Genomic DNA, 23,618 nt, shown 5'->3' on the forward strand with positions numbered 1-23,618 from the left:
GGGATCGACACCGTGCTCCCGGCCGCGGACTTCGGCGCGAGCGAGGACGCGACGTTCCTGATGGAGCGCGTACAGGAGGACGGCGGGCTGGCGACGTACCTGATCGTGGGGACGGACCACCCGACGAGCCACCACACCCCCACCTTCGACGTCGACGAGCGGAGCATCCGGCACGGGGTGGACGTGCTCGTGGGGACGATCCGGTCTCTCGAACGGCGACACCCGGTTCCGCACGTTCGTGACGCGGCGGCCGTTCGGTCCGGTCGGGACTGAGCGTCGACGGAGCCGTCAGTTCGCCGCGGCGCTCGCGCTGACGGCGTCGACCGCGTCGAGGAAGAGGTCGACGCCAAGCGCGATCTCGCGCTCCGTCGCGTCGAGCGGGGGAAGGAGTCGGATCGTCTTCGCCCCGCAGCCGAGCGTCAGGAGCCCACGGTCGAGGGCGGCCTCGACGACGGCGGTCCGCCGCTCGGGCGTGTCGAACTCCACCGCGAGCATCAGCCCCTTTCCGCGGACGTCGACGACGGAATCCGGCGCGCCGTCGCGGAGGAGCTCAGTCGCCTGGCGACCGCGCCGGGTGGCGTTGGCCAGCAGGTCGTGTTCCCGAATCGCCTCCAGCGTGAACGCGCCCATCATCGAGCCGAGGAGGTCGCCCCCGCCGAACGTCGACCCGAGCCGGTTCTTCTTCGACGGGAAGACGTCCGACCGGGAGATCGTCGCGCCGACGCGGAGGGCCTTCGCGCTCGCGATCACGTCCGGCTCGATGGCGTAGTGGTCCGCCGCCCACACCTCGCCGGTCCGCCCGACGCCCGACTGGATCTCGTCGACGACGAGCGGGATGTCGTACTCCTCGGTGACGGCCGCGACCTCGTCCATGAACGCCTCGCTGGGGAAGCGGTAGCCGCCGACGCCCTGGATCGGTTCGAGCGTCAGGAAGGCGATCTCCGCGGGATCGACGTGGCCGCCCTCGGGAGCGAGCATGTTCCGGAGCTGCGAGCCGCCGCCGGCGAAGAAGCCGCAGTCGCAGCTCGCGGCGTCACAGCCGCGGTCGGCACAGAACGGCACCGTCTCGATCCCGCTTATCTCGGGGTAGTGGCGGGTGTACACCTCCTTCGACTTCGTCAGCGAGAGGGTGCCGAGCGTGCGGCCGTGGAAGCTGCCGGCGAAGGCGACGCCGTACTTCGCGGGCGCGCGGTGGTCGTGGGTGATCTTCATCGCGTTCTCCATCGCCTCGGCGCCGGAGTTCGAGAGGAACACGGTGTCCATCCCGTAGTGACCGGAGACGTCGGTCAGCAGGTCCATGAGGTGACTCGACCCCGGGAACTCGGCGTCCGCGGGGTCAGGCCCGGCCCCGAAGTACATGTCCTGGCCGGCGATCTTCATGGGCTCGACGAGGTCGAACTCCCGGAGCCGCGAGAGCAGCTTCTCGTTGTTGTAGCCGAGCGGCGCCGCCCCGATGTGACAGGTGAAATCGAGAAGGACGTTGCCGTCGACGTCAGTGACGAACGGCCCGTCGGCCTCGCGCGTCACGTCCCAGACGAACTCGTGGGAGTACTCGCTGGGCGCGGCGTGCTCCCGGTGGAACTCGATCCAGCGCTCGGCGTTCGGACCGGGGAGCGCGCCCGCGTCCGGTTCCGCCGTGTCCCTATCCATACACAGAATATGTATACAGCATACATTAAAACTTGGTATAAACGAGGATCCGGGACGGACGCGACGGCCGTCAGTCGTCGTCCGATCCGGCCGACTCGACCGGAGCCGAACGGGCGTCGGCGTTGTCTCCCGACCCCCACAGCACGGTCTCTCGCTGGAAGAGCACCTGGTCGTAGTTCTCGCCGAAGTCCTTGATCAGCGCCAGCATCGCGAGGAGACAGACGAACGCGAACGGCGTGCCGGTGATGATCGCCGCCTGCTGGAGCGTGTTCGCGCTGCCGGTGCCGCCGAGGATCATCAGGATCGCCGCGGTCATCCCGAGGACGACGCCCCAGAAGATCCGGTTGATGTTCGACGGCTTGGCCTTCCCGCCCGTGGTCATCATCGAGACGGCCAGCGTCGAGGAGTCCGCCGACGTGACGAAGAACGTCGTCACGAGGACCATGAACGCGTAGATCAGCACGGAGCCGATCGGGATCGTCATCGACGTTCCGCCGAAGTTCAACGTGAAGTTCATCGCCTCGAAGAGGATGAAGCCGGACACCTCCGCGCCGGCCTCGCCGGAGATCACCGTCCCGAAGTCGGCGATACCGTTGTGCTGTGCCCACACCGCGGTGCCGCCGACGAAGGTGAACCACGGGATGGTGGCGGCGGAGGTCGCGACGATCCCCGTGAAGGCGACCTCGCGGACGGTCCGGCCCTTGGAGATCCGGGCGATGAACAGGCCCGCGAACGGCGACCACGACAGCGCCCACGCCCAGTAGAACACCGTCCACGCGTTCACCCACTCCGTCGCGCCCGAGTCGCCCGCTCCCATCGGCCCGGCGCCGGTGAAGAGGCTCATCGAGACGAAGTCGGTGATCATCCCGCCGAACGCCTGCGTGCCGAGCAGCACGAGGAACAGCGTCGGACCCACGACGAACGTCACGAGCATGAGCGCGACGAACAGGATCATGTTGAAGTTCGAGAGCCGACGGATCCCCTTGTCGACGCCCAGCACCATCGAGGTGGTGAAAAGCAGGGTCATCATGGTGACGACGAGCAGGATGCCGATGTCACCCATGTCGATGCCCCACTGGTAATCCAGCCCGGTGACGAACTGGCTCCCGATGAACCCGAGCGAGGTGGCGACGCCGCCGATCGTCGCGAACACCGCGAGGATGTCGACGATCTTCGCGAGCGGGCCGTCGAGGTTGTCCGCGCCGAGGATCGGCGTGAGCGCCGAGGAGACGCGCAGCGGAACGTTCTCGTAGTTGTACGCGAAGTACCCGATCGCGATGCCCATGATCGTGAACACCGCGAGCTGTGGCAGCGCCCAGTGGAACAGCGTCTGCTGGACGGCGACCGTCATCGCCTCCGCCGATCCGCCCTCGACGTTACTGAAGAGCGGCGAGGGGCTGTCGTAGTAGAACAGCGCCTCGGTCGGACCCCAGAACACGACGCCGGCCGCGAACCCCGCGGAGTACAGCATCGCGAAGAACGACAGGAAGCTGTACTCCGGCGACTCGTCGCCGAGCTTGATGCTCCCCCACGGTCCCACGATAAGGAAGAGGAGGAACAACACGACGAGGAAGACGATCAACATCATCGCCCAGTTGAACGCGCCGAGCAGTTGGGTGTTGAGCGACGAGATACTCCGCTCGACCGTCGACGGGCTGAGGAAGAACGCGACGATCACCCCGAGGGTCAACAGCGCCCCGAACGCGAAGACCACGGGGTCGATCTCCTCTCTGAACTCGTCGATGACGCCCGATTCGGACCCGCTCATCCCGGAACACCTCCGCGGCGGTGACGGCTGGCTGATCCGCGCTTCACCGGTCCACCGATTACCATGCGACGAGATGGCATGCAAGACGAAACAAAGTTGTACACAATAAGTGTTTCTCACTCCGTGAGAATAGATACGTATTATGTAATTTGTAGATACGATCAACGTATACCGTAACTACCGCGACTTCGACCGAAATCGACCGCGTCTGGCCAGAATATTTGACATTTTCCGGAAACTCACAGACACAACGCCGGACCACACTCACTCGAGGGGGAACTCCCGAACGACTGCGAACGGGACGCCGGCGGGAGCTGTTGGAGAGACCGGACGATCGACCGATGCGTCGTGACCGATAATCGTTACCGACCGCGCGCCGGTCGACACGCGGTCCCGGTCGCTCGGCAGTGGGGAAGGCGTCAGTTCGTCAGTTCGTCGAGCGTGCGCTCGTGAGAGGTGGCGCTCTCCGTCAGTCGCTCGGAGAGCTCGTCGACGCGGTGTTTGATCTCCTCGCCGGCGTCCTGCGGCGAGAACGACTCCGACATGGTCAACAGGCGGACGAACGCGCGGAGCTCCTCGTCCGTGAGCTCGGCGAACTCGTCGTCTTCGAGCTTCGCGACCACCTCGTCGACGTCGATCTGTCCGACGGGGTCGACGTTGAACTCCACGTTGACCATGCGGTACTTCGATCCGGCGAGCCGCTGTTCCGCCTTCCCGACTCCCTCGGAGAGCATGTCCTTGAACGGCGTGTGGTACCCCATCGTGCCGAGGTGGAGGAACGCGAGCATGTCGGTGATGCCCTGCGTGTACGCCTCGCGGTCCTCGTCGTCCGGGTCGAACACCGTCTTCCGGTCGCGCTCCTCCAGACACTCGAAGAGGATGCTGAAATCGAGGATGGCGTTCCTGACGCGGCGTCGTATCCGGTTCCGCTTCTGCTTGCGAGAGTGGTCCGTGTAGTCGGTCTTGCGCCCGAGCAGAAAGTCACGGTCGGAGGGCGTGAGGATGCCGCGAGGCCGGTCCGCCTCGGCCGCCGCTTCGAGCGACTCCGGCACGTCGTTCTGGCCCATACGACACCGTAGCGGAGGCGAACGGATTAACAGTACTGGTCGCAGAGACTCTCGCTCGCGCTCGCGCGCTGAGGGGCGACGGGCGACGCCGCGAGAGCGTACGGGCGACGCCGCGAGAGCTTACGGGCGACGCCGCGAGAGCTCGACGATCACGTCGGATAACAGCGTCGTGCCGATCTTGAGGCTCGCCTCGTCGACGTCGAACGTGGGGGTGTGGTGGCTCGTCGGGTGGTCGGTGCCGACGATCACGTACGTCGCCAGGCCGCCGCCCTCCTGCACGCGCTCCATCAGGTACGTGCCGTCCTCGCTCACGCCGAACTCCTCGGTCGGGATCACGCGCTCGACGCCGTCGACGTCCCACGCCAGGTCCCCCACGAGCTCGCTGAGCGCCGGGTGGCTGGCGACGCACGGCGACTCGCTTATCATCCGCGGCGTGACGTCGCAGTCGTGCAGCTCGGCGGCGGCGTAGAGCGTCCGTTCGAGTTCGTCGCGCGCGTACGCCATGAGCGCCGTCGTCTCCCCGCGCACCTCGGCGTCGATCGTCACCTCCTCGGCGATGACGTTGCTCGCGGATCCCCCTTCGATGCGACCGACGTTGACGCGGGTGGCCCCGTCGGCGTGCCGGGGGATGGCGTACGCGTTCTGGATCGCGGTCGCCGCCGCCTGCATCGCGTTCGCCCCCTCGTTCGGCGCCTTCCCCGCGTGCGCGCTCGCCCCCTCGAAGGTCGCCGTCAGGTGGGCCATCGCCAGGGGGCTCTCGACGCCCGCGACGATCTCGCCGGTGGGATGATCGAGGCCGACGTGGAGCGCGAACAGGTAGTCGACGTCGTCGAGGTGGCCCGACTCGGCCATCGCCTTCCCGCCGCCGGAGATCTCCTCGGCCGGCTGGAAGAACACCTTGAACGTTCCCGTGAACGCGCTCGCCTCGACCGCCTCCAGCGTTCCGAGCGCGATGGCCAGGTGCGCGTCGTGGCCGCACGCGTGCATGTACCCCTCGTGTTCAGATCGGAACCCCTCGGCGGCGGGCCGATGGTCGCTCGCGTCTGACTCCCGGATGGATATCGCGTCGAGGTCGACGCGCAGCCCGACGCACGGCCCCTCGCCCCGCGAGAGCGTGGCGACGACGCCGGTCTGACCGCCGGCGGTGCGTTCGAGGAGGGACTCGCGCACGCCGGCGCGCCGGGCCCGATCGAGCCACGGGCGGATCTCGTCGTCCTCGGGGACGGCCATCCGCTCGTCGCTCGCCAGCGCGTCGCGACCGATCGCGACGTCGTCGACGCCGATCCGTTCGAGTTCCTCGACGACGCGCGCGGTCGTTCGGAACTCGCGCCACCCCGGCTCCGGGTGGCGGTGGAACGCCCGCCGGAGATCGGCCAGCCTGGTACGCGCGTCGTGAGGCATCTGTTCGGTCTCAAAGCGGTCAGCACACTTAACCGTAGCCGATGGTCGACTCGCCGGGGCGACGCGCCGGGGCGACGCCGCTCCCCCGCGGCCGCCGAGAGACGGCCCGACCCCGGAGATCCTCTACGGAGAGCCGTCTACGGAGATCCGTTTATGTCGTCCGGGCGCGGATCCGCGGTATGGACCGGACCGACACCGCGCTTCTCGGCGTCGCCGGGGTGGTCGTCGCGCTCGTCCTCGCGGTCGCCTTCGCCACCGGAGCGCTGTTCGGTCTCGACGAGTCGGTGGGTCGTCCGATCCGTCTGCTCGCGGTCGAGCCGTTCGCGTGGATCGTCGTCGCCGCGCTGTTCGCGGCGGTCCTCGGACACGCCTACATCGACGGCTGACGGACGCGGTCGGGCGCGCTCGGTCAGCGCACGACCGTCACGGGGACCGGCGAGTGCTGGAACACCGACTTCGCCACGTTGCCGACGAGGAGCCGGTCGGCCAGCGACCCGCTGTGCGTCCCGATCACGACCACGTCGAACTCGCCGGCGCGCTCGACGATTCGGCTCGCCGGCGACCCGACCTCGGTCTCGACGGTGACCGCGAGGCCGTGCTCCGAGGCGATCGCTCCCGCCCGTTCGAACACGTCCTCGGAGAGCTCTCGGACCCGCTCCTCGCTGTCGTCCGCGAGCGCGATGCCCGTCGCCGCGCCCATCATTCCGGAGGGGCCGCCGACGACGTGTAACACCGTCACGTCGGCGTCCCGGTGCACGTCGAGCGCGTAACGCAGCGCCCGCTCGGAGAGCTCTGAGCCGTCCATGGCTACCAGCACGCGTTCGACCATGGTACTCGTACACACGCCACGGGCATAAACGCTCGCGCGCTCGGGCTACTCGGGCGGCGATCGCCCGCCCGACTCGTCCGGCGAGTCTCCGGCAGCGACCTCGCGAATCGCCCGTCCCAGGGCGTCGAGCGCGGCGTCGACCGCGCCGCGCTTCACGGCGCCGCGGTCGCCGTCGAGGACGACCCGCTCGCTCCGGGCGAACGACGCCTCCGTCCCCCACGGCGCGGCGTACGCGACGGCGACGTACACGAGGCCCACGGGCTTCTCCGCGGTGCCGCCGCTCGGTCCGGCGATCCCGGTCGTGGCGACCGCCCACGTCGTGTCCGCGCGGTCTCGCGCCCCCGCCGCCATCTCCTCCGCGACCGTCGCGCTCACCGCCCCCTCGGCGTCGAGCGCCTCGCGCGACACGCCGAGCAGCTCGCGCTTCGCGTCGTACGCGTAGGTGACGAACCCCCGGTCGAAGTAGGCGCTCGCGCCGGGGACGTCGGTCACGCGCGACCCGACCAGTCCGCCGGTCAGCGACTCCGCGACCGCGAGGGTCTCGCCGCGGTCCGCGAGCAGCGCTCCGATCGTCTCCGGGGTCGACGCGGCGTCCTCGACTCGGCTCTCGTCCATGTGGGTCGCTCCGAGCGCCACGTTCCTGTGGGTTACGCTCCGACGGCGTTCTCCTCACTCCCCGGCGCCCGCACGCGCATGGCTTTTGAGCGAGCCCGACGAAGCGACGGGTATGAGAGCAGCGCTGCTGTTGGCCGTCGGCCTCGTCGGACTGATTCAGACGCTCGCCCCGGGGCCGGTCATCCGGGCGTGGACCCGCCTCGTGTACCGCGACGCCGCCGGCGCGGAGCCCCGCGAGTGGGCGTACGTCGCCGCGCGGGTCGAGGGGGCCGCCCTCGCGCTCGTCTCGCTCGTCGGGCTGTTCCGACTCGCGACGGCGCCCGATCCCGTTCCCGCGACGGACGACCCGACGGAGTAGCCCCGCGGTCCCGGCCGCCCGCGATCGGTCCGCTCAGTCGTCGCCCGCGTCCATCGGATCCTCAACGCCGTCGATGGATCCGTCGGGACCGGTCGAGCCGTCAGCGTCGGTCGAGCCGTCGGCGTCGGCTTCACTGGTCAGGTACGACCGGCCGCCGTCCGGGCGCTCGCCCGTCCGGAGAACGTGGCAGTCGCGACACCGGGCCTCGTAGGACTCCTCGGCGCCGACGAGGATCGTCGGGTCCTCGGCGTGGGCGGGCTCCCCCTCGATGAGCCGCTGGTTGCGGGAGGCCGGCTCCCCGCACCGCGAGCAGATCGCCTGGAGCTTGTCGATGTACTCGGCGGTCGCCATCAGCTGCGGCAGCGGCTCGAACGGATCGCCCCGGAACGTCTGGTCGGTCCCGGAGACGATCACGCGGCTCCCGGCGTCCGCGAGCGCGTTGCAGACCTCGACGAGCGCGTTCGAGAAGAAGTTCGCCTCGTCGACCGCGACGACTTCCGGGAACGGCTCGTCGTCGAGGATCTCCAGTGGACCGTCGCCCTCGTTGTCGACGACGGTCGCCTCCCACTGGCGACCCGTGTGCGTGCCGATCGTCGCCTCGCCGTAGCGATCGTCGATCGCGGGCTTGTACACCGCGACGGACTGCCCGGCGATCTCGGACCGGCGTAGCCGACGCAGCAGCTCCTCGGTCTTCCCCGAAAACATCGAGCCAGAGATGACCTCGATCCAGCCGGATCGAGTGATCGCGTGCATGAAGGAACGGGTACGAGCCAGCGACTAAACCGTTTCTTTCCGAACGCCGCGCCGCCGACCGCCCCGTGCGCGAGGCCGGCGAGCAACGAGGGCGCCGTCGTCGGCGGTCGGCACGCCGCGACCCGCTTCAGTTCCCCGCCGAGTCGACCTCGGACCCGCCGATCACGACCCGCGAGACGTCGGCGGCGCCCGCCCGGCGGACGATCGCCCGGACGAGATCGTGCGCCCCGGCGAGGTTGTCGGAGTCGCCGTCGAGGACGAGCAGGTCGGCGTCCGCGCCGGGCTCGATCACGCCGCGGTTCAGCCCGGCGACCTTCGCGCCGTTGACCGTCGCCATCCGGAGCACCTCGCGGGCGGGGAGGTCCGCCAGCTTCGCGGCGAACTCCATCTCGCGGAACATCGACGGCGAGTCGAGCATTACGTTGTCGGTGCCGAGCGCGACCGTCGTCCGCTTCGCGAGCTCGCGGATCGGCGGGACCCCCACCTTCGTCACGAGGTTCGAGCGGGGACAGACGACCACCGGCGTGCCGCGGTCTTCGAGCCGGTCGAGGTGGATCGGCTCGGCGTGGACCATGTGAACGAGGAAGTCCGGCTCCAGGTCCATCGCGGGGTTGACGTCGTCGGCGTCGCGCTCGCCGGCATGGATCCCGAACAGCTTCCCCGCCTCGCGAGTCTCTCGGCGCACCGCGTCGAAGTCGGCGTCGCGGGCGCCGGAGGCGCCGTAGCCGTCGGCGACCGAGAGCACGTCGGGGTCGTCGCGGCCGAGCACGACCGGGTCGATCTCGCGCTCTCCGAAGGCGACGTCCTCGCCCGCGAGCGCGTCCCGCAGCGCGGCCACGCCGTCGCGACCGCCCTCGCGGAACTCGATGAAGGTGCCGGTGCCGGTCGACTCCATGTACCGGAGCGACCGCGCCATGGCCGTCACCTTCTCCTCGTGACTCGCCGACCGGAGCAGCCGGTGTTTGAGCCCGTCCGGCGGGGCGACGAGCTCGTCGAGCGAGAGCCCCTCGCCGGCCTCCTTGGCGATCGAGTCGCCGATGTGTGTGTGCGCGTTGACGAACGCGGGGAGGACCACCTCGTCGCTCTCGACCGCCGTCTCCTCGATCCGGACGATCTCGCCGTCGGCGACGACGACCCGCCCCTCGACGGACTCGAACGCGTCGCCGACGAGGATCGTCCCCTCCAGGTGCATACCCCACGGTCGCCAGCCCGGGATTAAAACGTCACGGGAACGGATCGGGCGGGAGCACGGCCCGTCCGCGGGTCGGACGGCGGCGGATCACTCGAACTCGTCGAGCGTCGTCGGCACCGCTCCGCGCACCTCCGAGACGAGCCCGTCGGGGTCGAGCCCGAGCACGTCGGCGGCGGCGCGGCCGACGCGGTCGGTCGCCGGCGCGGGGGCGTACACGCCGAGCCGCCACTGGTTCCGCTGGGCCGTCCGAAGCGCGGAGACGAGCGGGGACTGTCGCTCCAGCCGCCGAATCTCGCCGTTGACGGTGACGCGGGCGGTCGACTCGCGCATCGTCGGCTCCGCGGGCACGTCGAGGATCACGTGCTCGCGGTCGACGCCGGCCTCCGCGGCGATCTCGCGCTCTAAGGCGACCTCGGTCTCGTGGTCCGCCTCGTGGACGCGGTCGGGGACGTCGTCGTACTCGGCCCACACCGCCAGCTTGTAGAGATCGCGCTCGTCGTACCGACGGGAGAGCTCCTCGGTCGTCCGACAGTCGCGGATCGCGGCGAGGAAGTCGTGGTCGTCCATCCGGCGGAGCTCGGCCGCCGTCGTCGCGGTCGCGTCGAGCAGTTCGCTCGCGGCCCGCCGCAGCATCGCCTTCGAGATGCGCGCGACGTGGTGGGTGTAGACGACCGGGTTCATCAGCGCGCGGGCGAGCAGGAGGCTCTCGGCGGTCTGGACGTTGCCCTCGTCGAGGACCAGTTCCGGGCCGTCGCGGCCGGAGCCGTCGGCCTCGTCGCGTTCGACGAACGTCAGCTCGCGGACGAACCGCTCGGTGTCGATGGTGCCGTACGGCACCCCGGTGTGGTAGGCGTCGCGCACGAGGTAGTCCATCCGGTCGACGTCCAGCTCGCCGGAGACGAGACCGGCGTAGACCCCCTCGCCGGCGACGATTCCGGCGATCCGGTCCGGATCGAGGTCGTGGTCGCGGAGCACGTCGCCGACCGCGCCGGTCGCGAGCAGCTCCGCGACGTCGTCGTGGTACTTCCCGGTGCGACGGTGTGTGAGCGACTCCAGGTTGTGGCTGAACGGGCCGTGACCGACGTCGTGGAGCATCGCCGCGGCCTCGATCCGCTCGGCCCTCTTCCCGCCGATCCCGAGGTGACCGAGCGCGCGGCTGGCGAGGTGGTAGACGCCGAGGCTGTGCTCGAAGCGGGTGTGGTTCGCGGAGGGGTAGACGAGTTGGACCGTGCCGAGCTGTTTCACGTGGCGGAGGCGCTGGACGGCGGGGGTGTCGATCAGCGCCGCGGCGACACCGTCGATCTCGATGTGGTCGTGGACGGTGTCCTTGACCGTGATCATGCGGACCGGTTCGTCGGCATCGGATAAAAGGAGTGGGAGGGTCGGTGGCGACGACCGAGAACTCACGCCACCGTTTATGGGGGTCATGCTCGAACGTCCGCACATGTACGACGTGCTCATCGGCATCGACAACGAGGCGGACCGACGCGCGGTCGCGCAGGCGGCGGCCGTGGCCGACCTCCCGAACGCGGCCGACGAGACGACGGCCCACCTGTGCCACGTGTTTCGGGACAACCCCGAGGGCGCCTCGGTCCACCAGCTCTCGGCGGTGCGGCGCGCGCGGGAGACGCTGGAGGAGGCGGGGGTCACCTGCGTCCACTACGAGGCGAGCGGCGACCCGGCCGACGAGCTGCTCGCGGCGGCCGACGACGTCGACGCGAACGCGATCTGCGTCTCCGGTCGCAAGCGTCGCCCGACCGGGAAGGCGGTCTTCGGCAGCGTGACGCAGGACGTCGTCCTCGGGAGCGACCGACCGGTGCTCGCGGTGCCGGCGCCGATCAAGGAGTAACGGAGCGCGTCGGCGTCGAGATCGCATCCGTCGACGGCGGGGCGGGCGAGAGTCCCACCGCTCAGCAACCGCGGCGCTACTCGTCGACGATCGCGACGCCGAGCCGCTCCTCCACGGCGCGGACGACGGACCCGCCGACGCCGGCCGTCGCGGCCCGGCCGTCCTCCACCGCGAAGAGGTCGTCCTCGTCGACGTCGAGCTCGTCGGCCAGCTCCTCGACGGTCAGACCGGCGTCTCGACGGGCCTCGGCGACGACGTCGCCGTACCCGGAGACGAGGTACGGGAGCCGGTCGGACTCGTAGTTCGTGCCGCCCTCCTCCCAGTGTTTGGAGTCGCCGGTCACGGAGTCGTACATCTTCGCCTGCTTTCGGGCGAGTTCCTTCTTGCGACTCTCGGGGCCGGTCGAGTCGGCGCTGGCCCCGCCGGGACTCCCGCCGGAACTTCCGCCGCGACTGTCGCCCGATCCCGAGCCGCCGTGACCGCTGGGCGCGTTGCCCGCGTCGTCGTGCGGGCGGCAGTCGGCACACACGAGCAGCTTCGCGCCGGCGACCGTGGCCCGCTGGAGCTTCGTGGTCTCCCGTCCGCAGAGCTCACAGGCGTCGCCGTCGTCTCCGCCCCCGCCTCCGCCCGTTGAGTACTTCGCCATACCGCGAGTGGTGGACCCGGACGGTTAAAAAGTCGTGGAGCGGCGACCGGTCTACGAGCGACGTCCCCACCGACGGCAGCGCGGACGACGGCGACACGGCCACCGCGGGCGGGCCGGGGCGTGTCGGTCGCCGATGGACCGTTTGCGTGGGGTCGCTACGGCCCGAGATACCCCCACGCGAGCAGGCGGTCGCCGTCGCCGTCGACCCAGCGCTCGCCGATGTCGTCGCGGTAGTACATGTTCGGCATCACGACGTCGTCGATCCGGTCGTACGCCTGTTGCCGTGCCGCCTGCATCGTCTCTCCCTTGCCGGTCACGACGATGGGCATGCCGTTGTCCCCGGCGACGCGCCACTGCCCGTCCACTTTCTTCGCGTCCTCGATGTGGATTCCGTCGCGGCCCTCCGTCTCGAACACCACGGCCGCGTTCCGGGAGTTCTCGTCGTACGTCTTCTCGTCGTCGAACGGGAACGGGGGGAGAACGACTCGCACGGCGATCTGGTACCCGTTGTGGACCTCGAGTTCTGGGTCGTTACCGTGCGCGAGGTCGTAGAAGAACTCCCCGGTGGAGGACTCGATCGACTCCTCCTGCAACGCGATCGTCGGGTAGCCGAACCGCGGCGTGAACTCCAGCGGGTAGATGCCGTTCTCGTTGACGATGCAGTTGATGTCGATGCTCCCGACGTACCCCTCGTCGGCGAGCCAGCCTTCGATCTTGCCGAAGGTCTCCGTGAACAGCTTGTTCTGGCCGGCCCAGAACATCGACGTCCCCATCTCTCCGGTCGAGGGACCGATGTTCCCCGGGAACAGCTTCTTGTGCTCGAAGTTGAAGTTCACCTGATCGATGAACTCGTTCCCGTTGAAAAAGCCGCAGATGGCGACTTCGACGCCCTCGACCTTGCGCTGAAGCTGGAAGCCCTTCATGCGGTGGCCCCACGCCTTCTTGTACGCCTCCAGGACGTCCACGACGTCGCTCCCGTCGTCCTCGCTCCCGACGTACAGCAAGCGCTTGACGTTCTGGACCTCGCCGAGCGGTTTGATCACGTAGGGAACGGGGTTCTCCTGCACGTGCCGAATCCCCTCGTCGAAGTCGTGGAAGATGTGGTGTTCGACGGTGTTCACGCCGTGCGCTTCGAGGACCTCCATCGCGTATCCCCGATCCTCTTCGAGGTGATCGGTGTTCGGCGTCCCGCCGACGACGGCCTTCCCCTCCTCGCGGAGTTCCGCGGCGAGCGCGCCGGTGCCGATGTCGGAGCCGACCCAGATGTCGTCGAAAATGATGACGTCGGCCCAGTCGACCTCCGCGCGCCAGTCGTCCGCCTTCGGGACGAAGCCGTCGCCGATCTCCCGATCGCTTTCGGCTTCGATGTAGTACTTCACGTCGTGGCCCTCGCGGTGGACCTGCCACGCGAGGTCGGTGATCAGTGCGGCATCGGCGGAGACGAACAGGAAGCGTGCGGCGTCCATGCCGGCACCTTACCCGCCGGGAACTTGAGTGTGCGTGACGCCCGCCGTCCGGCGGGCGCGGCTCGGCTCGCGGGGTCGGGCCTACTGGCCGACGACGGCCGGTTCGAGCGCGCCGACCTCTTCGAGGATCGCCTCGACGTGCTCCCCGGCGACGCCGTTCTCTCGGAGCGCCTCCGCGAGGTAGGTCGCGACGCGATCGAACGCCTCCTCGGTGATGCCCATCCCCTCGTGGGCCGTCCGCATGTCGGCCCCCTCGTACGAGACGGGGCCGCCGGCGACGGCGCTGACGAACTGCACCTGGTGGGTGTACAGCGCCTCCCGGTCGATTCCCTCGAAGTACGGCTCGAGCAACGGATCCGCGAAGACGCGGTCGTAGAAGTCCGACACGACCGCCTCGACGGCCTCGCGACCGCCGATGTCGGCGTAGATCGACTGGCTCTCGGTCATCCGCCCGACCGTAGATTCTTGCGCCTTAAGACCGATCCGAAAGAACATGTTCGGCCGTGTCGTTCGGCCTCGGGTCCGCCGCCTCGCGAGGCGAACCTGTTCGGGCGAACGCTCACCGGCGTGGGGGTCGGCGTTCCGACGTGAGATCCGAACGGCTCGGCGCACGGGAGTCGATCGCCCGCGGCGGCGACGAGAGCGCATCCCGCGACGGCCAGCGCGGACCCGACGAGAGCGACGACCAATCGACCGACCCGGAGAGCGTCCGTCGGCGACTCCGCCGCCGAACCGAGCGGATCCGGCGCCGTGAGGTCGCGGAGGCCGTCTCCGCGCTCGAGGCGCGCGACGGGCTCACCGACGAGCAGCGCGAAACGGTCTGCCGCCTCGGGTCGACGCTGGCCCGACGCGTGACGACGCCGCCCGAGTCGGCGCTGGAACGGAGCGATCCGGCGACCGGACGCGCCGTCGCGCGGCTCTTCGACCTCGCCGACGACGAGGCGTGACCGTCCCGAGGTCGGGAACGCGGCAGCGGAATGCGCCGCCGACACGCGACGGCGCTCACCCGGTCAGCTTCGGGAACTCCGCCACGAACTTGTCGGGCGCCTCCCGCCGGACCTCGTAGCCCTCCTCGTCGAACGCGGGCACCTCGGCGGCCATCTCGTAGTACAGCGGCTTCGGCTCGTGGTCGTTGACGATCGTGAGCGTCTCGCCGGGCTCCAGCCCGTCGAACTCCTCGTGGATCCGGTCGTGTCGGTTCACCGGTGGGATCTCGCGGACGTCGAGTGTCGTCATGCGATCGGGCGTTGGGCGCGCCGCCGCATCCCTGTTGAGACGAACACGTTCGGGCACAGTCACTCCTCGTCGGGGCTCGCAGAGTCGGACGTGATCACTCCAACAGCGCTGTCGATCGAAACGAACGCGAACAGCTCTCGCCGCTCCGCCGGTCGGTGGGGCCCGCTCTCCGGAGGTGAGTGACGTGCCGGCCACCAGTCTCGACGCCGAGCGGACGCGCGACGACGACCGCTTCTCGACGAGCGCGGTCTTCCGGAGCGAGCGGATGAAGGTCGTCTGCGGCTACTTCGAGCCGGGTCAGTTCATCCCCGTGCACGCCCCCGCGAGCGACGTGGCGATCACGATCCAGACCGGGTCGGGGGTCGTCCGAGAGGGCGACGCGGACCGTCCGGTCGGTCCGGGCGACGTCGTCGTCGTGGAGGCGGGCACCGAGCGCGGCGTCAAGGCGGACGACGACGCGCGCCTGGAGGCAGTGCTCGTCACGTCGCCCCCGCCGACCGACGAGGAGCACGAACCGGTCCGCGAGGGGATCCGGCGCGGAGAGTTCGACCCGGGAACGGAATCCGAGTGACGGCGGCGTCCCGCCGGCTCGCAAGCCGGCGACCGGGTCGCTGACCGGACGGATTCGCCGACACCGGGGGAGAGCGGTACTCACTTACGCTCGGGGTGAGCAGCACCGACCCACCCGGCGACCGCCGGCGAGAGCACCATCGATGGGGGATCACTCCGAAACGAACGGCGCGACCACCGACGAGCGACCGTCGGTCGGCGGACGCCTCAACGGCGCTCTCCGAGCGCTCGACCCGGCGTACTTCGGGCTCGTCATGTCGACCGGCATCGTCTCGATCGCCTTCCTGGAGCTCGGGGTTCCGACCGTCGCTCGACCGCTCGCCGTCTTCAACGTCGGCTGTTACGCGCTGTTGCTCGCGCTGTTCGCCGCCAAGGCCGTCGCGTTCCCCGAGCGTATGCTCGCCGACCTGCGGGACCGGAACCGGCACTGGGGCGCGCTGACGTTCGTCGTCGCCACGAACACCGTCGGGGTGCAGGTTCTGCTCTTCTCCGACGGCGTCGCGGTCGCGGCCGCGCTGTGGGGCGTGACCGCGGTCGTCACGCCGGCGCTGCTGTACTACCTGTTCGCGACCGAGTTCATCGGCTCGGGGAAGACGGACGTGAGCGAGCGCGTCGACGGCGCCTTCCTGCTCGTCATCGTCTGCATGCAGTCGCTCGCCGTCCTCGGCGGGCTGCTCGCCGAACCGCTGGCTGGCTACGCGAACGCGCTCGTCCTGTTGAGCATGAGCTACTTCGGCTCGGGGTACGTCCTCTACTTCGTCGTCGTAACCGTCGTCACCTACCGGCTCCTCAACGGGCCGATCCGTCCCGACGACTGGACCGGCCCGTACTGGATCACGATGGGCGCGGCGGCGATCACGACGCTCGCGGGGACGACGCTCGGCCCGCGGCTGGAGACCGTTCCCGGCTGGGGGGCGTACGCCCCGGTGATCGTCGGCGTCACGTTCCTCGCGTGGACGATCGCCTCCTGGTGGATCCCGCTGCTCCTCGCGCTCGACGGCTGGAAGTTCCTCACCGACGGGACCGACGGCGACCCGCCCGCGTGGGTCGTCGCCTTCCCGTGGTCGCGGCTCGGCCTGGGCAGACGGCTCCACGCGTACGGACCGACCGCGTGGGGTCGCGTCTTCCCGATGGGGATGTACGCCGCCTGTACGCTGAACCTCGCCGGTATCGGGACGTTCGGACTCCTCTCCGTCGTCCCGGCCTACTGGGGCTGGTTCGCGCTGGGGGTCTGGGCGCTCACCCTCGTGGGAACGGTGCGAGCCGCCGCGGACGTGCTCGTGGGCGATCCGTGGGCGGAGGCGTCTGACTCCGCGTAGCGGGGACGCGATCCGAAGCGACCACCCAAGGTAGGGCGAACATATTCGGTTTCTCGGTCCGCGACAGACGGACTCGCCCCGCGTTGCAAACGTCGAAAAGAGCGAGTTCCGCGCCCGATACGTCGCCTCAGAGTCGGTGGAGCGTTCCTGGAAGTTCGAGAAAAAGGAATAAGTATTTCCAATTTGCAAAATCGCATTTCTACAATCGTATGGGACGGAGGCTAGTAGCCAGATATTTATTCGACGTGGTCGAAAGGGTTCACAGAACCGAATGCCTACCGACCCGACCACGCGAACGGCCGCAGACGGTGCGCTCACGAACGACACGACCCCGAGGATCTCCCGACAATGACACGTACCCAGGAGTGGTGGCCGAACCAGCTCGACCTGAGTGTCTTAGACCAGAACGCCCGCGACGTCGGTCCGTACGACGAGGACTTCGACTACGCCGAGGAGTTCCAGACGCTCGACCTCGACGAGGTGAAGGCGGACCTCGAAGCGCTCATGACGGACTCACAGGACTGGTGGCCGGCCGACTACGGCCACTACGGGCCGCTTTTCATCCGGATGGCGTGGCACAGCGCCGGCACGTACCGGACGCACGACGGCCGCGGCGGCGCGGCCGGCGGACATCAGCGGCTCCCGCCCCTCAACAGCTGGCCGGACAACGTCAACCTCGACAAGGCTCGGCGGCTGCTCTGGCCGGTCAAACAGAAGTACGGTCGCAAGCTCTCGTGGGCGGACCTGATCGTCCTCGCCGGGAACGTCGCCCTCGAGTCGATGGGCTTCGAGACGTTCGGCTTCGCCGGCGGCCGCGAGGACGCGTTCGAGCCCGACGACGCCGTCGACTGGGGCCCCGAAGACGAGTGGGAGTCGACCTCGGCGGAGCGCTTCGACGAGGAGGGAAGACTCGACGACGCGCTCGGGAACACCGTCATGGGCCTCATCTACGTGAACCCGGAGGGACCGAACGGTGAGCCGGACCTGGACGGGTCCGCGGCGAACATCCGCGACACGTTCAGCCACATGGCGATGAACGACAAAGAGACGGTCGCGCTCATCGCCGGCGGCCACACCTTCGGGAAGGTCCACGGCGCCGACTCCGGCGACAACCTCGGCCCGGATCCGGAGGCCGCCCCGATCGAACTTCAGGGTCTCGGCTGGGAGAACGAGTACGGAGAGGGGAAGGGCCCGGACACGATCACCAGCGGGATCGAGGGGCCGTGGAACGCCACGCCGACCTCCTGGGACCTGAGCTACGTCAACAACCTGCTCAGCTACGAGTGGGAGCCCGAGCGGGGCCCCGGCGGCGCGTGGCAGTGGACCACGAAGAACGGCGAACTCGACGGTGCCGGCCCCGGCGTGCAGGACCCCTCGGACAAAGAGGACGTGATGATGCTGACGACGGACGTCGCGCTGAAACACGATCCCGACTTCCGAGCGGTCTTAGAGGAGTTCCGCGACGACCCCGACGAATTCCAGGACGCCTTCGCGAAGGCGTGGTACAAGCTCATCCACCGCGACATGGGCCCGCCGGAGCGGTTCCTCGGTCCCGAGGTCCCCGAGGAGACGATGCTCTGGCAGGACCCGCTCCCCGACGCCGACTACGACGTCGTCGGCGAGGCGGAGATCGCCGAGCTCGAGGACCTGATCGCGGAGTCCGACCTCTCCATCGCCGAACGGGTCAAGACCGCCTGGGCGTCCGCGTCGACGTTCCGCCACAGCGACAAGCGCGGCGGCGCGAACGGCGCGCGGATCCGCCTCGAGCCCCAGCGGAGCTGGGAGGTCAACCAGCCCGACGAGCTGGAGTCCGTGCTGGGGACCTACGAGGAGATACAGGCGACGTTCAACGAGTCGCGCGACGACGACACGCGGGTGTCGCTCGCCGACCTCATCGTCCTCGGCGGCAGCCTCGCCGTCGAGCAGGCCGCCGCGGCCGCCGGACACGACGTCGAGGTTCCCTTCGAACCCGGCCGTGTCGACGCCACGCAGGAACAGACCGACGAGGAGTCCTTCGAGGCGCTCGAGCCGAAGGTGGACGGCTTCCGCAACTACGTCGGTGCGGACCTGCCCCACGACCCCGAAGAGGAGATGGTCGACACGGCCGAGCTCCTGCGGCTGACCGTCCCCGAGATGACGGTGCTCGTCGGCGGCATGCGCGTCCTCGACGCGAACTACGACGGCTCCGACCGCGGCGTGTTCACGGACGAGCCGGAGACGCTGACGAACGACTTCTTCGTCAACCTGCTCGACTTCGACCGCGATTGGGAGCCCGTCTCCGAGGACGAGGAGGTCTTCGAGCTTCGGGATCGGGAGACCGGCGAGGTCGACTGGACGGCGACCCGGTGTGACCTCGTCTTCGGGTCGAACTCCCGCCTCCGCGCGGTCGCCGAGGTCTACGGCGCCGCGGACGGCGAGGAGACGTTCGTGCAGGACTTCGTCGACGCGTGGAGCAAGGTCATGAAGCTCGACCGCTTCGACCTGGAGTGAGGTGACGCCGGCCGGACGCGGCGCCGCCGGACCCGCGGCGCTCGTGGGTGGCCCTCACCGCTCGAGCCGTGCGATCTCCACGTGATCCCGGCCGAGCGACTGTTCCGACCGCCGTGCGATTTTTCCGACAGGAGAGCGACGCTCACGTCGAGACGCGAGACCGTGACCGACTCGGACACCCTCGGGCCCGATCCGACCGACGCGAACCGGACCGCGCCGGGATCGCCCGTCACGGGCAGGTTCCGGACGCGTCGAGCGGTGCTGCGGCGGGGCGCGGGAGCCGTCGGTTCGCTCGCGGTGGTCGGGTCGGGCGCGGGGGTCGGGTCGGGCGCGGTCGCCCCGCGACTCCGCTCCGACCCCCCAGCGACGGAGACCGACTCGTCGCCGGGAGGCGACGCGGCCCCGCCGCTCGTCGCACACCGGGGGTGTGCGGCCGACCACCCGGAGAACACGGTCGCGGCCGTCGAGGCGGCCGCCGCCGTCGTCGATCGTATCGAACTCGACGTGCGGCGGTGCGGCTCGGGCGAGCTCGTCGCCTTCCACGACGCGACGCTGGGGCGGGTGACGGACGGGTCGGGACGCGTGGACGAAACCCCCTACGCGGAGCTGTCCGGGCTCGACGTCGACGGGTCCGGCGAGCCGATACCGACGATCGAAGAGGCGTTCGCCGCGACGCCGTCGGACGTGCGCCTGCTGCTCGACCTCAAGGAGCCGGGACTGATCGCCGACCTCCGCTCGGCGCACGCCGGCCGCGACCACGACCTGCTCCTGTCGTCGTTCCACCCGTCGGTCCTCGAGGAGGCCCGGGCGACCGCTCCGGAGCTCCCGACGGCGTACGCCGTCCGCGAGTCGGTCCCGAACCGCGTGCTGCGGCCGCTCGTTCCGGGCCTGCCCGCCGGCGCGTACGCGCCGGAGGCCGTCGAGGCGACGGTCGACCGGGCGACGGAGCTGGGGTGTCAGGCGCTCTGTCCCCGCTACGAGCTCTGTCTGCAGACCGACCTCGTGGCGCGCGCACGCGACGCCGGGCTCCGAGTGCTGCCGTGGACGATCGCGTCGGAACGCGAGTACGAGGCGCTCCGCGCCGTCGGCGTCGACGCGGTCGTCTCGGACGCGTGTCGCGGGCTACGCGGGTGAGACGGCGGGGCGGCATTCTCGTCGATCCGCCACGTCGCGGCGACCGGCGTCGCGGCCGGCGGCCTCTCACCACACCGGCGCGAGCAGCAGCGCGACCGTCGCCGAGATGAACACCAGTTTCAACGCGGTGTTGACGGCGATCACCTTCGTGCCGAACTCGGCGCCCCAGATCCCGTACTGGAAGGGGATCGAGCGCCGGAAGGTGGAGACGGCGAACGAGAGGATCCCGCCGATGAGCAGGCTCGCGACCGCGGTCCGGGTGGTGAACACGCCGGCCTCGGTCCCGACGAGCGTCACCGCCCCGGCAGTGGTGTCGAGGGTGTAGACGGCGATCACGGGGACCGCGGCGCCGGGGAGCCCCAAGACCCCGGTGATCGGCTCGGCGACGCTCGTCAGCGCCTCGACGTCGTAGGCGCTGACGAACGCGATCACGAGCGTGTACACGACCGCGAGCCGCGGGACGATCCGACGGAGCGTCGACCAGGACTTCTCGGCGGCCTCCCGGACGCGCTCGCGGCTCGTGCGGTCGTCCGCCTCGGGACCGCTCGCGTCGAGGGCGGCGAGCGCGGAGCGGTCCACGTTGCGCTCGGAGAGGAGGACGCCGCCGGCGAGCACTCCCGTCACCGTGATCGCGAGGGCGATCCCGGCGCGCGCGGAGACGTAGACCGTCCCCGTCCGCACACCCAGGATCGGGATCAACACGGGGACGTAGTAGGTGAACACGTGCTGGACGAAGCCGAAGAACGTGTTGATCGTCACGGCGACGAGCGTCGCCCGGTCGTCGAGCAGTCCCGACTCGCGGTACTCGGCGAGCGTGGCGTAGCCCGCCGTCGTCGACGCCGCCGTCGTGAGGATCGCGGTACCGACCTCGTCGGGGAGGTTCGCGGGGCGGGTGAGCCACCCCGCCAGCCCGGCGACGTACCGGATCAGCCCGAACGCGACCGCGACGTTGGCGGCGAAGACGCCGGCCGCGATGAACGCCGCGATCCGCGCGATCCGCGGGGCGACCTCGGCGATCAGGGCGACGACCTCGGCGGCGACCGATTGCACGACTCCGGGTACGCGGCCGTCGGCCTAATGGGCGTCGGAACGGGCGCGCGGCGACCGGCGGACGGGGACGCACGAGAGGTCGCCGGCGCGCGGGGCTTATGCGATCCCCGCTCGAACGCCCACCCCATGGCACCCGCGGAGGACGACATCTCGATCGAAGAGAAGCGCGTGTACGCCGGGTCGGCGGGCCGCACCGACGCGTACGTCGCCACCGGAAACGGCGTCGTGCGGGTGGCGCTGTCGGCCGACAAGGTCGGCGCGTTCGACATGGTCGCCCGCGAGCCGGCCCGCGACGTCGCCGTGCTCCCTCGGGACGCCGGTCCGGACCTCGTCGGGATCGCGGCCGCGGACGGCCTCCGGGTGGCCCCCGTCGGCGACGAGCCGGAGTTCGAGGCCGTCGCGGCCGACGCGGACCCGGCGGTCGCGGTCGGCGCCCACGCCGGCGCCTTCCTCGTCGCCGGCGAGGGGGGCGGGATCGACCGCATCGAGGCCGCCGACGGTGGGACCGATCCGGCAGCGGCCTCGGTCGGGACCGTGTCTGAGCCGCGCGCGATCGACGGTCCCCTCGTCGCCGCCGGCGACGGCGTCCACCGAGTCACCGGGGGCGACGGGGCGGGCGCGACCCACGCGCTGACCCCGGTCGGGCTCGACGACGCCCGCGACGTCGCCGGCGCGGGGATGCCCCTCGCGGCGACGGCGTCGGGGCTCTACTGGCTCGGAAACGGCTGGATGACGGCGCTGGAGGGCGCCGCCGAGGCGGTCGCGGCCGACGGCGACGGCCACGCGATGGCGGTCGTCGACGGCGACCTCCTCGTTCACGCGGGCGAGCGCGGGACCGACGCGGGCGAGCGCGGGACCGACGCGTGGGACGGGGAGACGTGGCGCGCGACCGAACTCCCCGTGGACGAGAGCGCGGTCGCGCTGGGCTACGGCCCCGGGGTCTCCGTGGCCGTCACCGCGGCCGGCACACTCTGCGTCGACGCCGGCGACGGCTGGCGACACCAGGTGGTCGGCGTGCGGGACGTGGCGGGCGTCGCGCTTGCGGTCGTCGAATAGGTCCCCGTTCCGGGATAACTGAACAACCCGTCTCCGGTCCGGCCGCCCCTACGCGGTCGGCAGCTCGATCTCCTTGCCGTCGGCGTAGACGGTCGGGTTCCGGAGGATGCCGTCGATGTGGATCGGGGCGTCCGTCTCCCCGCCGATCCCGGCGTTGTCGCCGATCGCGATGTGCACGGTGCCGCCCGCCTTCTCGTCGAGGAGGACGGAGCCGACGAGCTCTTCGACGCCGACGTTGGTCCCGATTCCGAGCTCGGCGAGGTTGTACGCGGCGTCGCCGACCGACGCCGCGGCGGTCTCAACGTCGGCGCGGATCGCGTCGTCGTCGATGCCCGTGACCTGCCCGTCCTCGACCTCGAAGGTGAGTTCTTGACCCTCGTCGAGGAGTCCGTGCGGCATCATCGTCCCGTCGACGACGAAGGTGCCGGTCGCGGTCTCGGGCGCGACGAACACCTCGCCGGCCGGCAGGTTCGAGAAGTCGCCGGGCTCGCGCACCATCCCGGTGTCCGAGAGCCACTCTCGGTCGCCGATCCCGAACGTGATGTCGGTGCCCGCGGGCGAGGTGACGCGCACCTCGTCGGCGCCGGCGACCTGCGCGAGCACGTCGTCGCACGCGGCCTCGATGGCGGCGTAGTCCGCGTCGAGGCCGGTGGTGAACACGTCCTCCGTGATCCCGGGAAGCGTCGCGCCGCGCGCGCCGGCGTCGCAGGCGGCGCCCCGGGCGCGGGTGTGACTGAGGCTCTTGGTCGTCGGCGCGAGGAAGACGTCGCTCTCGGCCATCGCGGCCGCGACGGGCGCGGGGGGCTCGACTCCGTTCTGCTCGGCCGGCGGATACCGGAGGAGGGTCGCGTCGTCCGTGGCCCCGCACGCGGCCGCGTACAGCGCCTCCCCGATGGGCTCGCGCTCGTCGTCGGTGACGACGACGACGGACTCGTCGGGCGCGACGTTCAGACACTGGGTCACGGCGGTGGTCGCCGCCTTGGACAGATCGGATGGCATACCGACCGCTCGGTGACGCTCGGCGTTAGTCCTTCCCCTCCGGGGCCGTTTACTCCGTTTCGAACTCCAGTTACACGCTCCCGTCCAGCGAATTAACGGACCGGTTACTCACGCCGTAGTTAATTTCTATCAATAATCTACGAAAACATTATCACCGTACACGTGGACGA

General features: G+C 70.0%; 24 protein-coding genes and 1 pseudogene. 10 read left to right on the plus strand and 15 right to left on the minus strand.

All coding sequences use genetic code 11. The annotated features are described in order from the left end of the window. A pseudogene (locus tag U4E84_RS00005) lies at window positions 1–273 on the plus strand (amidohydrolase); the annotation flags it as partial. 15 nt (window positions 274–288) lie between these two features. Here the strand turns inward: U4E84_RS00005 and U4E84_RS00010 are convergent. From U4E84_RS00010 to U4E84_RS00025, 4 genes are all read right to left on the minus strand, one after another. Next, window positions 289–1,650: an aminotransferase class III-fold pyridoxal phosphate-dependent enzyme gene (locus U4E84_RS00010; RefSeq protein WP_322530036.1), complete on the minus strand. Its 1,362-nt coding sequence runs from the start codon at window positions 1,648–1,650 to the stop codon at window positions 289–291. 70 nt (window positions 1,651–1,720) lie between these two features. Further along, window positions 1,721–3,418 carry a BCCT family transporter gene (locus U4E84_RS00015; RefSeq protein ID WP_322530037.1) on the minus strand — a complete coding sequence of 566 codons (1,698 nt, stop codon included), beginning with the start codon at window positions 3,416–3,418 and terminating at the stop codon, window positions 1,721–1,723. Between the two features lie 419 nt (window positions 3,419–3,837). Next, window positions 3,838–4,485, minus strand: coding sequence for a hypothetical protein (locus U4E84_RS00020; protein ID WP_322530038.1), 648 nt, complete (start codon window positions 4,483–4,485; stop codon window positions 3,838–3,840). A gap of 120 nt (window positions 4,486–4,605) precedes the next feature. Further along, a complete protein-coding gene (locus tag U4E84_RS00025) occupies window positions 4,606–5,886 on the minus strand; it encodes an amidohydrolase (RefSeq protein WP_322530039.1) in 1,281 nt (426 codons plus the stop codon). 179 nt (window positions 5,887–6,065) lie between these two features. Between U4E84_RS00025 and U4E84_RS00030 the strand changes: the two genes are divergently transcribed. Beyond that, on the plus strand, window positions 6,066–6,272 hold the full coding sequence (locus U4E84_RS00030; protein ID WP_322530040.1) for a hypothetical protein: 207 nt from the start codon (window positions 6,066–6,068) through the stop codon (window positions 6,270–6,272). 23 nt (window positions 6,273–6,295) lie between these two features. On the opposite strand, the gene U4E84_RS00035 is transcribed toward U4E84_RS00030, so the two are convergent. Then, window positions 6,296–6,715, minus strand: a complete 420-nt coding sequence (locus tag U4E84_RS00035) for a universal stress protein (RefSeq protein ID WP_322530041.1) — start codon at window positions 6,713–6,715, stop codon at window positions 6,296–6,298. A gap of 45 nt (window positions 6,716–6,760) precedes the next feature. Beyond that, window positions 6,761–7,330, minus strand: a complete 570-nt coding sequence (locus U4E84_RS00040) for a CinA family protein (RefSeq protein WP_322530042.1) — start codon at window positions 7,328–7,330, stop codon at window positions 6,761–6,763. A 112-nt stretch (window positions 7,331–7,442) separates the two neighbouring features. On the opposite strand from U4E84_RS00040, the gene U4E84_RS00045 reads away from it, so the two are divergent. Next, complete coding sequence (locus U4E84_RS00045; RefSeq protein WP_322530043.1) at window positions 7,443–7,688, plus strand: hypothetical protein; 246 nt, start codon at window positions 7,443–7,445, stop codon at window positions 7,686–7,688. Window positions 7,689–7,721: 33 nt separating this feature from the next. On the opposite strand, the gene U4E84_RS00050 is transcribed toward U4E84_RS00045, so the two are convergent. The 3 genes from U4E84_RS00050 to U4E84_RS00060 form a co-directional block, all read right to left on the minus strand. After that, a complete protein-coding gene (locus tag U4E84_RS00050; RefSeq protein WP_322530044.1) occupies window positions 7,722–8,441 on the minus strand; it encodes a thymidine kinase in 720 nt (239 codons plus the stop codon). A gap of 127 nt (window positions 8,442–8,568) precedes the next feature. Further along, window positions 8,569–9,633 (minus strand): amidohydrolase family protein, encoded by a 1,065-nt coding sequence (locus U4E84_RS00055; RefSeq protein WP_322530045.1) that lies wholly within the window; start codon window positions 9,631–9,633, stop codon window positions 8,569–8,571. An 87-nt stretch (window positions 9,634–9,720) separates the two neighbouring features. Beyond that, window positions 9,721–10,974, minus strand: a complete 1,254-nt coding sequence (locus tag U4E84_RS00060) for an HD domain-containing protein (protein ID WP_322530046.1) — start codon at window positions 10,972–10,974, stop codon at window positions 9,721–9,723. Between the two features lie 103 nt (window positions 10,975–11,077). Between U4E84_RS00060 and U4E84_RS00065 the strand changes: the two genes are divergently transcribed. Then, entirely contained in the window at window positions 11,078–11,482 is a 405-nt protein-coding gene (locus U4E84_RS00065) for a universal stress protein (protein WP_322530047.1), read from the plus strand. Window positions 11,483–11,558: 76 nt separating this feature from the next. On the opposite strand, the gene U4E84_RS00070 is transcribed toward U4E84_RS00065, so the two are convergent. The 3 genes from U4E84_RS00070 to U4E84_RS00080 form a co-directional block, all read right to left on the minus strand. Continuing rightward, window positions 11,559–12,128 carry a transcriptional regulator gene (locus U4E84_RS00070; RefSeq protein ID WP_322530048.1) on the minus strand — a complete coding sequence of 190 codons (570 nt, stop codon included), beginning with the start codon at window positions 12,126–12,128 and terminating at the stop codon, window positions 11,559–11,561. 155 nt (window positions 12,129–12,283) lie between these two features. Next, a complete protein-coding gene (locus U4E84_RS00075) occupies window positions 12,284–13,594 on the minus strand; it encodes a phosphoribosylamine--glycine ligase (RefSeq protein ID WP_322530049.1) in 1,311 nt (436 codons plus the stop codon). Window positions 13,595–13,675: 81 nt separating this feature from the next. Next, window positions 13,676–14,041, minus strand: a complete 366-nt coding sequence (locus U4E84_RS00080; protein ID WP_322530050.1) for a group 1 truncated hemoglobin — start codon at window positions 14,039–14,041, stop codon at window positions 13,676–13,678. A gap of 140 nt (window positions 14,042–14,181) precedes the next feature. Between U4E84_RS00080 and U4E84_RS00085 the strand changes: the two genes are divergently transcribed. Continuing rightward, window positions 14,182–14,541, plus strand: a complete 360-nt coding sequence (locus tag U4E84_RS00085) for a glutamyl-tRNA reductase (protein WP_322530051.1) — start codon at window positions 14,182–14,184, stop codon at window positions 14,539–14,541. A 55-nt stretch (window positions 14,542–14,596) separates the two neighbouring features. Here U4E84_RS00085 and U4E84_RS00090 read toward each other — a convergent pair whose 3' ends face one another. After that, window positions 14,597–14,830, minus strand: coding sequence for a DUF2249 domain-containing protein (locus U4E84_RS00090; RefSeq protein WP_322530052.1), 234 nt, complete (start codon window positions 14,828–14,830; stop codon window positions 14,597–14,599). A gap of 184 nt (window positions 14,831–15,014) precedes the next feature. Between U4E84_RS00090 and U4E84_RS00095 the strand changes: the two genes are divergently transcribed. The 4 genes from U4E84_RS00095 to U4E84_RS00110 all read left to right on the plus strand — a co-directional run bounded on the left by U4E84_RS00095 (window position 15,015) and on the right by U4E84_RS00110 (window position 20,343). Further along, window positions 15,015–15,401 carry a cupin domain-containing protein gene (locus U4E84_RS00095; protein ID WP_322530053.1) on the plus strand — a complete coding sequence of 129 codons (387 nt, stop codon included), beginning with the start codon at window positions 15,015–15,017 and terminating at the stop codon, window positions 15,399–15,401. Between the two features lie 142 nt (window positions 15,402–15,543). Then, entirely contained in the window at window positions 15,544–16,719 is a 1,176-nt protein-coding gene (locus U4E84_RS00100; RefSeq protein ID WP_322530054.1) for a tellurite resistance/C4-dicarboxylate transporter family protein, read from the plus strand. A 348-nt stretch (window positions 16,720–17,067) separates the two neighbouring features. After that, window positions 17,068–19,209, plus strand: a complete 2,142-nt coding sequence (gene katG, locus U4E84_RS00105; RefSeq protein ID WP_322530055.1) for a catalase/peroxidase HPI — start codon at window positions 17,068–17,070, stop codon at window positions 19,207–19,209. Between the two features lie 162 nt (window positions 19,210–19,371). After that, a complete protein-coding gene (locus U4E84_RS00110) occupies window positions 19,372–20,343 on the plus strand; it encodes a glycerophosphodiester phosphodiesterase family protein (protein ID WP_322530056.1) in 972 nt (323 codons plus the stop codon). 66 nt (window positions 20,344–20,409) lie between these two features. Here U4E84_RS00110 and U4E84_RS00115 read toward each other — a convergent pair whose 3' ends face one another. Beyond that, complete coding sequence (locus U4E84_RS00115; protein ID WP_322530057.1) at window positions 20,410–21,393, minus strand: nucleoside recognition protein; 984 nt, start codon at window positions 21,391–21,393, stop codon at window positions 20,410–20,412. Between the two features lie 126 nt (window positions 21,394–21,519). On the opposite strand from U4E84_RS00115, the gene U4E84_RS00120 reads away from it, so the two are divergent. Beyond that, window positions 21,520–22,449: a hypothetical protein gene (locus U4E84_RS00120; protein WP_322530058.1), complete on the plus strand. Its 930-nt coding sequence runs from the start codon at window positions 21,520–21,522 to the stop codon at window positions 22,447–22,449. 48 nt (window positions 22,450–22,497) lie between these two features. Here the strand turns inward: U4E84_RS00120 and U4E84_RS00125 are convergent, their stop codons facing one another. Next, window positions 22,498–23,448, minus strand: a complete 951-nt coding sequence (locus tag U4E84_RS00125; protein ID WP_322530059.1) for an aminopeptidase — start codon at window positions 23,446–23,448, stop codon at window positions 22,498–22,500. Window positions 23,449–23,618: the final 170 nt, after the last annotated feature.

Origin of the sequence: Halorubrum sp. AD140 (assembly GCF_034497445.1) — an archaeon.
Lineage (GTDB): Archaea > Halobacteriota > Halobacteria > Halobacteriales > Haloferacaceae > Halorubrum.